This is a genomic window from Paenibacillus naphthalenovorans (assembly GCF_900099895.1).
Lineage (GTDB): Bacteria > Bacillota > Bacilli > Paenibacillales > NBRC-103111 > Paenibacillus_G > Paenibacillus_G naphthalenovorans.
Map to the genome: position 1 here is coordinate 37,068 of NZ_FNDY01000011.1, position 13,194 is coordinate 50,261.

General features: G+C 50.6%; 12 protein-coding genes. 2 read left to right on the forward strand and 10 right to left on the reverse strand.

What is annotated here, in order from left to right; translation table 11 throughout:
* Nucleotides 1-64: 64 nt before the first annotated feature.
* From BLT35_RS12865 to BLT35_RS12890, 6 genes are all read right to left on the reverse strand, one after another.
* Complete coding sequence (locus tag BLT35_RS12865; protein WP_062408178.1) at nucleotides 65-1,258, reverse strand: ABC transporter substrate-binding protein; 1,194 nt, start codon at nucleotides 1,256-1,258, stop codon at nucleotides 65-67.
* Complete coding sequence (locus BLT35_RS12870; protein ID WP_074728274.1) at nucleotides 1,255-2,838, reverse strand: long-chain-fatty-acid--CoA ligase; 1,584 nt, start codon at nucleotides 2,836-2,838, stop codon at nucleotides 1,255-1,257. The genes BLT35_RS12865 and BLT35_RS12870 overlap by 4 nt, the downstream gene beginning before the upstream one ends.
* A 49-nt stretch (nucleotides 2,839-2,887) precedes the next feature.
* The gene (locus BLT35_RS12875) at nucleotides 2,888-4,069 is read right to left on the reverse strand and encodes an acetyl-CoA C-acetyltransferase (RefSeq protein ID WP_062408173.1); all 1,182 of its coding nucleotides are present in this window, start codon (nucleotides 4,067-4,069) and stop codon (nucleotides 2,888-2,890) included.
* A gap of 11 nt (nucleotides 4,070-4,080) precedes the next feature.
* Entirely contained in the window at nucleotides 4,081-4,860 is a 780-nt protein-coding gene (locus tag BLT35_RS12880; RefSeq protein ID WP_074728393.1) for an enoyl-CoA hydratase/isomerase family protein, read from the reverse strand.
* A gap of 19 nt (nucleotides 4,861-4,879) precedes the next feature.
* Nucleotides 4,880-5,737, reverse strand: a complete 858-nt coding sequence (locus tag BLT35_RS12885) for a 3-hydroxyacyl-CoA dehydrogenase family protein (protein WP_074728276.1) — start codon at nucleotides 5,735-5,737, stop codon at nucleotides 4,880-4,882.
* Between the two features lie 111 nt (nucleotides 5,738-5,848).
* Nucleotides 5,849-8,074, reverse strand: a complete 2,226-nt coding sequence (locus BLT35_RS12890) for a helix-turn-helix domain-containing protein (protein WP_074728279.1) — start codon at nucleotides 8,072-8,074, stop codon at nucleotides 5,849-5,851.
* Nucleotides 8,075-8,583: 509 nt separating this feature from the next.
* On the opposite strand from BLT35_RS12890, the gene ybaK reads away from it, so the two are divergent.
* Nucleotides 8,584-9,060, forward strand: coding sequence for a Cys-tRNA(Pro) deacylase (gene ybaK, locus BLT35_RS12895; protein ID WP_062408169.1), 477 nt, complete (start codon nucleotides 8,584-8,586; stop codon nucleotides 9,058-9,060).
* Entirely contained in the window at nucleotides 9,053-9,253 is a 201-nt protein-coding gene (locus BLT35_RS26965) for a hypothetical protein (protein WP_054817202.1), read from the forward strand. The genes ybaK and BLT35_RS26965 overlap by 8 nt, the downstream gene beginning before the upstream one ends.
* Before the next feature lie 208 nt (nucleotides 9,254-9,461).
* On the opposite strand, the gene BLT35_RS12905 is transcribed toward BLT35_RS26965, so the two are convergent.
* The 4 genes from BLT35_RS12905 to BLT35_RS27910 form a co-directional block, all read right to left on the reverse strand.
* Nucleotides 9,462-10,421 carry a D-2-hydroxyacid dehydrogenase family protein gene (locus BLT35_RS12905; protein WP_054817201.1) on the reverse strand — a complete coding sequence of 320 codons (960 nt, stop codon included), beginning with the start codon at nucleotides 10,419-10,421 and terminating at the stop codon, nucleotides 9,462-9,464.
* 39 nt (nucleotides 10,422-10,460) lie between these two features.
* The gene (locus BLT35_RS12910; RefSeq protein ID WP_062410896.1) at nucleotides 10,461-11,735 is read right to left on the reverse strand and encodes a nickel pincer cofactor-dependent isomerase, group 22; all 1,275 of its coding nucleotides are present in this window, start codon (nucleotides 11,733-11,735) and stop codon (nucleotides 10,461-10,463) included.
* A gap of 172 nt (nucleotides 11,736-11,907) precedes the next feature.
* On the reverse strand, nucleotides 11,908-12,918 hold the full coding sequence (locus BLT35_RS12915; RefSeq protein WP_074728281.1) for a 2-hydroxyacid dehydrogenase: 1,011 nt from the start codon (nucleotides 12,916-12,918) through the stop codon (nucleotides 11,908-11,910).
* A gap of 131 nt (nucleotides 12,919-13,049) precedes the next feature.
* Entirely contained in the window at nucleotides 13,050-13,142 is a 93-nt protein-coding gene (locus BLT35_RS27910; RefSeq protein ID WP_074728284.1) for a LacI family DNA-binding transcriptional regulator, read from the reverse strand.
* Nucleotides 13,143-13,194 lie beyond the last annotated feature (52 nt).

The window sequence follows — 13,194 nt, forward strand, 5'->3', positions numbered from 1 at the left end:
GACACATCGCACTGACCGGAAACGATATCCTATGTGCCTTTATCCCTCCGGGTAAACCGCAACATTATCTGGCCGGTTCCCAGCCCTGCTTCGCTACCCGCAGCAGCGCCAGCCCGTCGCCTGCCGCCGCGTCATGAACATCCGCGCTGAATTCGAACGTTCCCGTGACACCTAGGTGCTTTCCAAGACCGCTCTCAATGTAATCGCGAATGGCCTGCGGACTTTCATGGCCATTGGAGATGGCCTTGAGCACCAGATGGATTCCATCGTACATATACCCTCCGAACGGCCCCGGGGAGGTACCGTATTCTTTTTGGAATTCATCATTAAACTTCATTAACAGTTGTTTTTGTTCCGAATCCGGAAGGGCATCCAGAATATTCATTTTGCTTCCGATCGCCAACACCCCTTCCCCCTCGGCTCCGATCTGCTTCAGGAAGCCTTCATTGCTTACCGCGTGGCTTTGAATCATCGGCACGTCAAACCCGAGCTGGTTGAAATTTTTGGCGATGATGCCCGCCCCCGGTGGACGAGACCATACGATGACGGCGCCGGGTTTTTTCGGTTTAATTTTGGTCAGCTGTACGGTCATATCGGTGGCTGCCCCGTCGAAATCCTCCACCGCGACAATCTCGATGTGATTCGCCTTCGCCAGCTCCTTGAAAATCGGCAGACCGCTTTGGCCGAAGGCATCGCGTGCATTCGTCCAAGCAACGCTAGTGATGTTGTTGGATTTTAGATAATCAATGATCGTTTGCAGCACGGTAGCGTTGCTTTGCGTGACCTGGAATACATACTCGCCAAGCACCTCCTTGGATAAAGGCGCCAAGGCAATCAGCGGCAATTTGTTTTCCTTCGCCACTTCGCTGATGGCTACGCTCGTGCTGGTTTGCGTCCCTCCGACGATGGCGATGACTTTATCCTGCGATACCATTTTTTTTGCGATAACGACCGCGTTGGTATCGTTCGTTTCATTATCGCTGATGATCAATTCCACTTTTTTACCGTTGAACAACTGCCCTTCGATCTGTTTCTTAAGCAGTCTTGCCGTTTCAGCTTCAGGTTTGCCCAAAGAGGAAGCAGGTCCCGTCTCGGAAACGATGACACCGATTTTGATGGTTTGCGCCGATCCCTCCGATGGGGTTGCTGGAGCAGCCGTATTCTCCGGAATCGAAGATGCAGAGGAGCAGCCGACCGTTGCAATCCATAGAGTCAAAGCCATGAGTGAAGTCCACAGCCGTCTTTTCATCTTCTTCATCTCAACTGACCCTCCAATTCGATTTTCAATTGCTGTTGCAAATCCATTTTTTTGATTTTTCCGCTTGGCGTCATGGGAAAATCATGCATAAAAACGATTTTGTCGGGCGTTTTATAATCCGCCAGCCGCTCACGAATAAATTGCTTCAATTCTTCGGCTTCTACCTTCGCGCCGCTTTTCAACCGGACTGCGGAGCAGGTGATCTCCCCCAGGACCGAATCGGGAAGTCCGACGACCGCCGCTTCCAGAACCTCCGGGTGCTTGTATAGCACCTCCTCGATCTCCCTTGGATAAATGTTGTATCCTCCTCGAATGATCATTTCCTTGCTTCGTCCTACAATGCGGATGTACCCGTCCTTATCGATCGTGGCCAAATCTCCCGTGTATAACCACCCCTCATCGTCAATCACCGCCTTGGTTTCCTGAGGCATTTGATAATACCCTTTCATCACCCCGAATCCACGGCAGGCTAATTCACCGACCTCTCCGAAGGCAACCGGTTCCCTTTGTCCATTGACGATTTTCACCTCCGCTCCCGGCAGCACTTTTCCGACCGTCTCGGACCTGATCCGATCATCATCGTTGAAATCCGTGATGGTCAGCGTCGGCGAGGTTTCCGTCAGCCCGTATGCCACCACGATATCGCATCCCATGTCCGATCGAATCCGTTTGACGACTTCTACCGGGCATGGGGCTGCGGCAATAATGCCTGTGCGCAGGGAGGAAAGGTCATAAACGGAAAACGCCGGATGGTTCAGTTCGAGGATAAACATCGTCGGAACGCCGTGGTGTATGGTAATTCCCTCGTTTTGTATCAATTCCAGCACATCTTTCGGCTTGAATACGTCCACAAGCACCATCTTTCCGCCGCAGGCGAAATTGGTAAGAATGCTTGGCGTAATACCGAACACATGAAAGACGGGAACCGCCACCAGCATAACGTCATCCGGTGTACAGCGCATCGATTCCGCGGTGATGGCGGCCGTATGCACAACGTTCGCATGAGTAAGCATGACACCCTTCGGCCTGCCGGTGGTTCCGGAGGTATATAGAATCCCGAAGACATCCTCCCGCCGGTCGATCGCTGCAAAAGTAAGAGGCAGATGCTTTCCTCGTTCCAGCAGCTGATGATAAGAAAGCATTCCAGGCCGTTCGAACCTGACCGATATCATCTGCTGAAGCGTCTTCGATGACTTCAACAAGGTGGAGAATTGCTCATAATGAGGGACGCCGCCGAACTCTTCGGTACAGAAAACCAGCTTCGCGCCGCTATTGGACAAGATATATTCCACTTCTTCCTGCCGATACCGTGTATTGAATGGAATCAGGATCGCACCAAGATGTGAAAGAGCCAGGTAGATCACGACAAACTCGTGCCAGTTCGGCAAACAAACCGCCACCCGGTCCCCCTTCTCCACTTGAAGATCCTGCAGCGAAGCAGCCAGCTGTATCGATTCTTCACGAAGCTCTTGATAGGTCAGCCTTCGGCTGCGATCATAAATCACTTCTTTGGAAGGATTTATCTTGTAAGCCCTTTCAAATAACTCTGTAACGGTAAGTCCATAGCAGTCTTGATACATTGATGATTCACCCCTTGAGACTTTTTATGATCCCATCCCTGCATCCGGTTCAGACTCGCTCCCAGATCGCTGCGATCCCTTGGCCGCCGCCGATGCATAAGGAGGAAACGCCGAATCTTTGGTTTCTGCGGCGCAGTTCGTAAAGTAAGGACAGCGTGATTCGGGCACCGCTGGCTCCGAGCGGATGGCCTAACGCAACGGCGCCGCCATTCACGTTGCCTTTCTCGGGATCAAAATCGAGCTCCTGCCGGCAGGCGAGATATTGAGCTGCGAACGCTTCGTTAATTTCAATCAAATCCAACTGCTGAAGGGTCATTCCCGCTCTTTGCAATGCCTGGCGAATGGCGTCGGCGGGTCCGATGCCCATCATGGCCGGCTCCACGCCTACAATGCCCCACGCCACCAATCGCGCGAGAGGTTTTAAGCCGCGCCGGATCACCGACTCCTCCGAAGCGATGACCGTTACGGCCGCGCCATCATTCATGCCGCTTGCGTTGCCGGCCGTGACGACGCCGTCTATCGTAAATCGGGAGGGAAGCCTGGAGAGGGCTTCCATCGTTGTCGATCGAGGATGCTCATCCCGGTCAACAAGGATATCGCCTTTTCTCCCTTTTACCGTATAAGGAACGATTTCTTCCGAAAAAATGCCTGTTTCTATAGCCTTCAGCGCTCGCTGCTGACTCCGGACGGAGTAAGCGTCCGCTTGCTCTCTGGTAATCCCGTATTTAACGGCCAGGTTTTCTGCAGTGGTCGCCATCGTGCAATCTCCATAAGGATCGTAAAGCGTCTCCCACAAATAATCCTCCATGGGAGCTTTGCCAAGCGGAATACCCCATCTGGCGCCCCGAATCACATGCGGCACCTGGCTCATATTTTCCGCGCCGCCGGCAAGCGCCAAATCGGCCTCTCCCAACAGAATCGATTGGGCCGCACTGATGATCGCCTGCAGGCCGGAACCGCAGAGGCGGTTCACCGTAAGCCCCGGAACATGCTTGGGGACACCCGACTTTAAGCCGACATGTCTTCCCGTATAAACGGCATCCGGGCTGGATTGAATGACATTGCCGATCACGACCTGATCGATTTCCTCCGGCGATACATTAGATTTTTCCATCGCTTTACGGGCGCATGCCGCGGCCAGATCAATAGCCGTGACGTCCTTGAAGGAACCCCCGAATTCACCGAAGGCGGTTCGCGCGCCTTCGATGAGATAAACCTCGCGTTTTGCCATCACTTCTCCTCCTAACGTCCTGAGAATTGAGCTTTGCGTTTCTCTACAAAGGATTGCATGCCTTCCCTGCGGTCCTCACTGGCGTATGCGTTCCCGAAGCATGCCATTTCCAAATCCAGTGCTGTCTGGAGGTCCGCATGATATCCCGCGTTCACCGCCGTTTTCATCATCCGCATCGCCACCACAGGCTTTTCCGCAAGCTTTTTCGCAAGCGCCACGGCTTCCGGGAGCAATTCCGCAAGTGGAACCACCCGATTCGCCAGTCCGATCTCCAACGCTTTAGCCGCATCGATCATCTCGCCGAAATAGAGCAGTTCCTTGGCTTTTGCCTGACCAATCAGCCTTTGGAGCCTTTGTGTTCCGCCCCCGCCGGGAATTATGCCAAGATTAATCTCCGGCAATCCGAATTTGGAATGCTCTGAAACCAGTCTTATATCACAGGTGAGTGCCAATTCGCAGCCGCCGCCGAGCGCCAGACCGTTGATCGCCGCAATGACCGGTTTGGACAGAGATTCGATCTTGAAGAATGTGAGCCGGGACACCTGGCAAAATTGCAGCACTTCGTTGGCGTTCAGGTCCATCATATCCTTAATGTCCGCGCCGGCAGCGAATGCCCTGTCTCCTGTACCGGTAATAATAACGGCTTTGATGTCCGTATCCTGCTCCAGACGATCGAACAGATGCGACAGCTCACGGAATAATTGTCCGTTTAGAGGGTTGTACGGAGGGCGATTCAAGTAAACGATCGCGATGTTTTCTTTTACAGCCAGTTCTATCGTTTCATAGGTCATGTCCGGTTCACGTCCCTGCTTATTTGTTGTAATCATACCATCCCGCCCCCGTCTTCTTTCCTAACCGTCCGGCGCGCACCAATCGGCGTAAGGATAAAGGCGCTGCAAAACGGTCATCCTTAAATTCCTCATAAAAATAATCCATGACGTTCAGGCCGATATCGACGCCTGCGAAGTCCTGGAGCGTAAATGGCCCCATGGGATAGTTCAAGCCGAGCACAATCGCTTTATCCACGTCTTCGGGCGACGCCACCCCTTCTTCCACTAGACGAATGGCCTCGATAAACTGAGGAATCATGACCCGGTTGACGATAAAGCCCGGGCTGTCTTTCTTGACCTCGATCGGGTCCTTTCCGAATCGAATCGCTAATTCCTTCAATTGCCGAACGGTATCGTCGCCCGTCTTGAAGCCGCGTACCACCTCTACCAGCTTCATCACCTGAGGGGGATTGAAAAAGTGCATCCCCGCCACAAGGTGCTGGCGTTTGGTCGCTTCGGCCAGGACCGTGACGGACATCGAAGAGGTGTTGGAAGCGATAAGCACGTCTGGCGGCAGCAGTTCGTCGAGTTGGTGAAACAATTCCTTCTTTGCCTCCAGGTTTTCAATAATCGCCTCGATAACGACTTGTACCGGTTTCAAATCTTCCAATCGCGTCGTAAATACGATACGGGACAGCACCTCCGCTTTTTGGTCTGCTGTCATCTTCCCTTTCTCGACGGATTTATCCATCAGCGTCTCCATGCGTTGCCTCGCTTTGTTCAAGAACGCGTCCGCCACGTCGCATAAAATGACTTGGAAACCGGAAAGCGCGGCCAAATGGGCAATGGCGCCTCCCATTGTCCCCGATCCCACTACACCGATCCGTTGAATGTTCATCCTATCAGCCTCCTGCGTCTGCTTGAAATCTAATGTAACCGCTTACTGAAATCATAAGGGTATGGAGGCTCATTGTGTATCTTCATTTTGTAGGAAAACCGGGCGTCATTTTCATCGAATTTGCGGAAGAGTGAATCGATGAAGGTCGAATAGCTTATAGGCCAGCATGAGATTGAAACGCTGATCCGAATCGTTTAAATCGATCTGCAGCAAATCCCGGATTTTATCAAGTCTGTAGAGCAGTGTACTTCGGTGGATAAACAGAGCGTCCGACGTTTCTTTGATATTTCCGTTACGTTCCAAATAGACGCGCAGGGTATGAAAGAGGTCTGCCCCGTTTCCGTCAAAATGCAGCAAGGGTGACAATTTTTTCTTTACAAACAACCGAATGGATGACATATCGTTGATCTGGTGAAGCATGGTATAGGACTCAAGCTCCTCGAACAGGGCAACCCCTGTCTTGACAAAGCGATGTCGAACCAAGTTATTCGTTTGCACCGCCTGTTTGTATGAATCGTTATAATCTTCAATTCGGTTGGTTTTGCCTCCGACGCCGATATAGATTTGAATGGACGGATTGACCGAATGGGTGATCTTTTTCAGGCTGCCGAATACCCTCTTCCAATAAGGCTCGGTTCCCTTTGTTTCGTTCGTAAGAGGACTGATGAGGATAAATTCATCCCCTTTGCGAGACGTCATCATATTCGTATATTCCGAACTGATTTTGAATTTGATTTGGTCCCAAAGCTTTGATTTGGTTTCTTCGCGGTCAATCAGGTGCAGATGATCCCCCTGCTTCTCCGGCAAAGTCATGGACAGCACGGCGACTCTGTGGGGATCCATAATATTCCAATGGGTGAGACTTGCATATTGAACGATCTGATTCAGGTCCTCGACCTGATGTGAAAACAATTGGTTGATGAAGCTCTCTTTCACCTGTTCCTTAGCGTCCAGGACCAGCTTTTGTTTAATGAATTCATTGGCAAACAGGCTTATCGCGTTGTTAATGGTCAACCGATTCACGGAATCCCACAATTCCGGCCGGGAAATCACAACGAAATAGCCAAGCGATTGTCCGACGCCTGTAACCGGCCAAATTCCCAAAGTCGGCTCCTCATTTCCCGGCAGAGCAAGCCAGAGCTCTTTCGAACGCAGTGTAGCAATCTTCATTTCATGTTCTTTCACTGCTTGCAGGATGGGATTCAGCATGTCTTCTTCCCCGTGAAGGAAACAGTGGGAAATCGGGCGGATAAAGCGATCCAGCAGCAGGATGGAGCAGCCGAACAGGGAGTTCACGGTTTTGGTCATCTGGCCTAACGATTCCTCTTCAATCGCTTTTTTCATCAGCTCTTGCTGATGGTACATAATGCGCTGCAGTCTGGATCGGCTTTCGATCTCATTTTGATAAAGCCGGGCGTTCTCAATCAAGGTCGATACGTGTAAAGACAAAAACTCCAGCAGATCCAAATCTTCTTCCGTAAAATATCCATTCTCTTTGCCGCTGACGTGCAGCACGCCGATCGTTTTCAAATTCACGACCAGGGGCACGGTCAGTTCGGTGCCGCCTGCCAGTTCGAGATAAGGGAAAAGGGTCATGATCGTGCTGTTTTCGTCCATTATGAGATGTTCCCGGAAGGTTTCCAAACCAAAGCTTGGAGGCTGATAAGTAAAACGGAAATGTTGATCGTCATATAAATAAACGCAGGCGGATTGAGCCATCGTCCCCTTTACGGCGCGGTCCACAATTTTTTCAACCATTTGCTCAATCGATGAACCGGGGAAAATATTTTCCCTCAGCCATTCCATCCCTTTGATTTTCCGTTTTTGCCGTTCTTTCTCTTTAGCCAAATCGATCGCAACCGCCACGTCCCTGCCGAATTCCACGAAATACGTTTCAGCTTCCAGAATCAGCGGAACAAAATTGCGAAAACCGATGATACAGAGTCCAAACGTTTTTTCCCGCTCTTTCAGCGGTACCGTAAACCAGGTGGAGAGATTTTCCGCCTCCAGCGCCATGTGAAATTCTTCTTCCCCCTCCCCGATACTGCCGTTGGGCCCCCATAAGGCTTCCTGCAACAGCTTCGATTCCGAAGGGACTTGAAAATAAAGCGCCGTCTCCACCTGCCGTGTCTCCCCTTTCCAGGCTTTCGGCACAAGAAGGTGGTCTGATTTCAAGAGAATCGCTACAAAGTCGCATGTAAACTCCATCCAAAACGAATCCATCAAGTAATTCAGCGTTTCCTCCAAGGTATCGAACTTCACCAGCTGTCTTGCCGTGTGCCGAAGATGGGATTCAATTTTCTGTTTCAGTCGTTCACGCTTGTTCATGTTGTTCATAAAGACCCCCTTTATGTTGGATATCGATAGCGGCGGCTTTGTAATGGAACATCCCCCTTAACGGTAATTTAACGGAAATCGGAACCATCCAACCAACCCCGGGCATATAGCGGCTTGATAAGACAAATACGCTGCGCTCGGGCTTCTCCCGGATGGATCCGGCTATCCCTCGGTTTGTCAAAGCTTCATCCGTCGATTAACATTTCGGAACTTCTCAATCGTTTTGGTTTGATGGGTATCGGCCTAAAGGAAATGAATTGAAATCAGGAGGTTTTTTGTGACTGAACATCGATGAGTTCATGACGAGGCGGGTGTATTTATTGCCAACATAGGCACAGCAGTTCATTCAGCGTTTTTTTCATGGCGTAATCTGAGCGTTACATCCTATGACGTAATCATAAATGAAAACACTTCAATGATCAAACCATTTGCGTAATCCTGCATCTATACCGGCCAACCATCCCATGATATGATAAGTGAAATACAGTTCCGGAGGTCCGACGGAGAAAATGTCAACGAAAACCAATGCTTGCCGAATCTTGGATTCCCTTCACATTTCTTATACTTTACATGAATACGAATGGGATGAAAATCAACTCGATGCGTTCATTGTTGCAGAAAAAGTCGGTGTCATGCCCCGTCAAATGTACAAAACGCTAATACTCCGCGGGGATAAAACAGGGATTATCGCGGCCTGCATTCCAGGGGATAAAGAATTGGACTTAAAAACATTAGCCAAGGCAAGCGGGAACAAAAAGGTGGAGATGGTTCCGGTGAAAGAAATTCAAAGGCTTACAGGGTATATCCGCGGCGGCGTCTCGCCGCTCGGAATGAAGAAAAAATACCCTTTATATCTGGATAAAACCGTAACCGGCGTGAATCCTGTCAGTATTAGTGCAGGTAAGCGGGGACTTCAAATCTTTTTGGACGGGAAAGATTTGGCGGCCGCGTCCGGGGCGTTTCTGGCAGACATTACAAATGGATAACTTGAAAAAGGATAGCCTGCTGCAGACGGCAGTTCAGATCCTCGGGTTTAGCCAGACGCCCCAGCGGAATACGATTCAGACCTCTTCCTTGAATGCCGGATCTTCGAACATCGGTTCGGTCAATGGGGTTTTAATGAAGGTGGGTGCGATCGCATTTACATTAATTCGATCAGATGCCCATTCGGCGGCCTGACTGCAAAAAATGCGCATTTCAAATATAAATCGAGCGCAGTTTAGCTATCTCGCTGCCTATGCCTTGACTGGCCCCGGTCACCACTGCGGTCTTGCCAGTGAGATCGAATAATGCATTGATGTTGATTTTCATCTTCTTTCCTCCTCCGAGCTTGATCAGGACAGGCAGATTAGAGAAAAACATCCGCAATATTCTGCGGATGTTTGGTTCAGTTGAGTTTACGGATAGGCGAGCCGGATAAAAAGGCCTGGATATCTTCCACGGCTTCCTGAAAGTAGGTATGATAATTTCCCTGAGACACGTATCCGAGATGGGGTGTCGCCAGAACATTGGGCAGCTTTCGAAACAGGCTGTCTTCCGGCAAAGGCTCGATGTCAAATACATCGATACCCGCGCCGGCGATCCACCGGTTCTGCAAGGCCTCGATGAGCGCCTGCTGATCCACAATCGCCGCCCGTGAGGTATTGATCAAATATGCGGAAGGACGCATCCGCCGAAGCTCTTCTCTGCCGAGCAGGCCTCTCGTCCGATCGCTGAGCACAAGATGGATAGAGACAATGTCGCTGCTTTCCAGCAGTTCTTCTTTGGAGGCTGCTAACCGTACTCCTGCAGCATCGGCCTGCTCTCGGGTCAAATGTTGGCTCCAGGCAGCCACCTCCATCCCGAACGCTTTGCCGATGCGAGCCACCTTGCTTCCGATCTTGCCGAGACCAAGCACGCCAAGCTGCTTGCCATGAAGATCCGTTCCGATGGTGCTCTGCCATGGACCGTTTGTCCGAAGGGCGCTGTTTTCTTGCACAATATGACGTGCAAGCCCAAGGATCAATGCCCAAGTCAGCTCTACGGGAGGCTCGGATTTGCTCCCCGTCCCGCAAACGACCACACCGTGCGAAGCCGCAGCCGCAAGGTCTATGGATGCATTCCGCATGCCGGAGGTGATGAGCAGCTTTAGCTTGGGCAAACGTGCAAACAGCGATGCCGGAAAGGGAGTGCGTTCGCGCATGATCACGACGATGTCTTCATCGCCGAGCAGACTGACGAGCTCCTCCTCCCGATCCACATGCCGAACGATCGACCGGACTTCTACCGACTCCGAAATGGTTGACCAGTCGGCCATCGTTAGTGCGGCTTGCTGGTAATCATCAAGAATTGTACAACGAAGCTTCATTATTCCTTTACACCTCCAGTTGCAGTGGGCCAGCCGAATTCAGCAATGAAACAGCGGCTCCCCATTGGCAAAAGTAAGCTCCACCGGCTCCGAACTAATCTCAATGTTCGGGTTGGCCCTGGCTTCTTCCAATAAAGGCTCGCTAATAATTATCTCGCCCAGCTCCAGGGTGTTTTTGATCCATACAATCTTATGCCGGTATGGTTCAATGCCATTACACATCTTGACCGCGATGCGCAGAGCGTCCTCCGGCGTGGACGCCACCATCGGAATTTTGACCGGGGCGGATTCCGTACTGGTGAACGCATTCGTATACATCGAAATGAAGTCAATCTTATCAAACAGCTTGCGGGTAATGACGTCTGCCGTTCCCACACCATTCGCGTTGCCATGCGTCTCTTCCGTTAAATCAAAAATGACGCAATTCTGAAACTCGGGACCACCGCTGGCAAACTTGGTGATATAAAGTCCCGTGACGTTCGGGTCCTGTCCGTCGCCGCTGATGTTTTTGCCGATCTGCTCAATAACCAATACATCAAATTTGGGAAACAGGATCTTTCCCATTTTATTCTTGCTTTCTTCCAGCAGGGCTTTTTCTCTTTCCAACGCAATCGCATCCTGCTTGGGTATGACTTCAATTTTATAGGTTTCTTCATACGCATTCTCGACGATGGATACGGAAAAAAGAAATCTGGTTTTTTCGGCAATCATGCGGCCGATGGATGGAATCAGCTCTGCAAAACGCCCAAATCCCTGACGGTGTACAAGATCGGTGCCCGCTTGTTTTCCAAGCCCGATGACAAGCATTTTGCAAATCCCGCTCTCGACTTCGCCACGGAACGCCGTATGTGCTTTAATTCTCGGAATGATAACGATGCCGTCGGCTTCCAGCGCGCTTTTGGCGACATAGACCTCAAGTCCCGGCTCAATCTCGCCAATCGATTCCACATCCATCGACGCATCGATCTCCACGCCCATGGTCTCCTCGGAAATGCCATAAGCCTCCAGGATTTCGGCTTGTCCCTCCGGCGTCGCTCCGCCATGACTCCCCATGGCCGGGATAATAAACGGGTGCGCACCCGCCTGCTTCAACTGATCGACTACGCATTTGGTAATCAGGTCGATGTTATGGATTCCCCTGCTTCCTACACCTACAGCGATCCGTTTGCCCGAAAGATTCTCCAGATAAGGGGCCATATTTTTTTGAATCTCTCCGGGAATATCGTCCAGCTTCTGACGGTCAAAATGTTGTTTGACTTTAACAAACCGGGGCAGTTCAATTTTAGGGTATAAGCTCAAATCCAGCGATTGCACTATTTCGTCCTCCTTTGTAACTTCACTCAGCTGACTGGGGTTCCGCGCCATCGGATACCCAAATTTTAACATAAGCTTTCCCGAAAATATGCGTTTTCTTAACATTTCATGTCCCAGAGGGATACCCTCCTGCAGAGTCACGAAGTAATCGCCTATACGATGGTCCCGGCTGTCATCCCCACTTCTTCTGACTTGATGCCGATGGAATAACCTCCGGATTAATCAAGTCAACCGGTATTTGTCCTGACAAACCGGCTACAAGGTTTCTGGCGGCCTTCTCGGCCATTTTGGAACGGGTTTCCAATGTAGCGCTTCCAATGTGAGGCACGGTCACGACATTTCGCATTTGGAGCAATGGATTGTTTTTATCTACCGGTTCTTTTTCAAAAACATCCAGCGCGGCGCCTGCAATCCGGCCTTCCTGCAGTGCGCGGATCAAGGCCTGCTCATCTACGGTTGCTCCTCTTGATACATTAATAAATATAGCATCGCGCTTCATGAGGTGAAACTCACGCTCGCCGATCAAGCGGGTTGAACTCGGGCCCAGCGGAACCAATACAACCACATAATCGGATTTTTGCAGAAGCTCATCCATAGAAGTATAAATGACTCCTAATCCGGCCTCGGCGTCAGGCTTCCTGGAACGGTTGTAATATAAAATATTCATATCGAAGCCCTTAGCCCGGCGGGCTACCGCTTCTCCGATCCTACCCATCCCGATGATGCCGAGCGTGGAGCCGTAGACGTTTTTCCCTAGCAATAAACTGGGCTTCCAGCCTTCCCACTGCCCGCTTTTTACAAAATGATCCGCTTCTGCAATCCGTCTGGCCGCGGCCATAAGGATGCTGAAGGTAAGATCGGCCGTCGTTTCGGTCAACACCCCGGGGGTATTGGTCCCCATAATGCCCCGTTTGGTCAGTTCTGCCAGATCCAAATTGTCGTACCCGACGGCAATATTGCTTATCACCTTTAAGCGAGGCGCATGCTCGAGTATGGAGGCTTCAATCTTCTGGCGGGAATAAATCATAAGCCCTTCCGCATCTTGAAGCCCCGCGATGAGTTCTGCGTCAGAAAGCTTCTCTTCTGCATCCCGGTAGTCTACCTCGCAATGTTCTTGAAGGTAGCGGAGCGCTTGTTCCGGGATTTGGTTGGGGACAAATACTTTTGGTCTGCTTCTGCTCATGTATAAAATTCCTCCTAGGCTTCCACAACAGATGTTGGGTAATCGCTTTCTTTGTTTTATATTATAAAACTAAGTTTTATTTCTTGTTGACATTTCTTGTTCACATAGAGACGTGTGCGAGTCCCAAGATATCAAGGCAAAATATAATGGCACAAGCCTCTTGAAACGGTTGCAGCGGACACGCCGGCTAAACCGGCTATTTCTTTCATGGTGATATGGGACATATTCACCCCTCTGGCGTAATCGTTTTCTCAATTATAGTCTTATCATAATGTT

Bases quoted from the DNA above. Each gene is read 5' to 3' on its own strand.
- BLT35_RS26965 (WP_054817202.1), top strand. From the start codon at position 9,053: ATGGATAACTTGAAAAAGGATAGCCTGCTGCAGACGGCAGTTCAGATC.
- BLT35_RS12915 (WP_074728281.1), bottom strand. From the start codon at position 12,918: ATGAGCAGAAGCAGACCAAAAGTATTTGTCCCCAACCAAATCCCGGAA.
- BLT35_RS12870 (WP_074728274.1), bottom strand. From the start codon at position 2,838: ATGTATCAAGACTGCTATGGACTTACCGTTACAGAGTTATTTGAAAGG.
- BLT35_RS27910 (WP_074728284.1), bottom strand. From the start codon at position 13,142: ATGTCCCATATCACCATGAAAGAAATAGCCGGTTTAGCCGGCGTGTCC.
- BLT35_RS12865 (WP_062408178.1), bottom strand. From the start codon at position 1,258: ATGAAGAAGATGAAAAGACGGCTGTGGACTTCACTCATGGCTTTGACT.
- BLT35_RS12880 (WP_074728393.1), bottom strand. From the start codon at position 4,860: ATGACCTATGAAACGATAGAACTGGCTGTAAAAGAAAACATCGCGATC.
- BLT35_RS12885 (WP_074728276.1), bottom strand. From the start codon at position 5,737: ATGAACATTCAACGGATCGGTGTAGTGGGATCGGGGACAATGGGAGGC.
- ybaK (WP_062408169.1), top strand. From the start codon at position 8,584: ATGTCAACGAAAACCAATGCTTGCCGAATCTTGGATTCCCTTCACATT.
- BLT35_RS12890 (WP_074728279.1), bottom strand. From the start codon at position 8,074: ATGAACAACATGAACAAGCGTGAACGACTGAAACAGAAAATTGAATCC.
- BLT35_RS12905 (WP_054817201.1), bottom strand. From the start codon at position 10,421: ATGAAGCTTCGTTGTACAATTCTTGATGATTACCAGCAAGCCGCACTA.
- BLT35_RS12875 (WP_062408173.1), bottom strand. From the start codon at position 4,069: ATGGCAAAACGCGAGGTTTATCTCATCGAAGGCGCGCGAACCGCCTTC.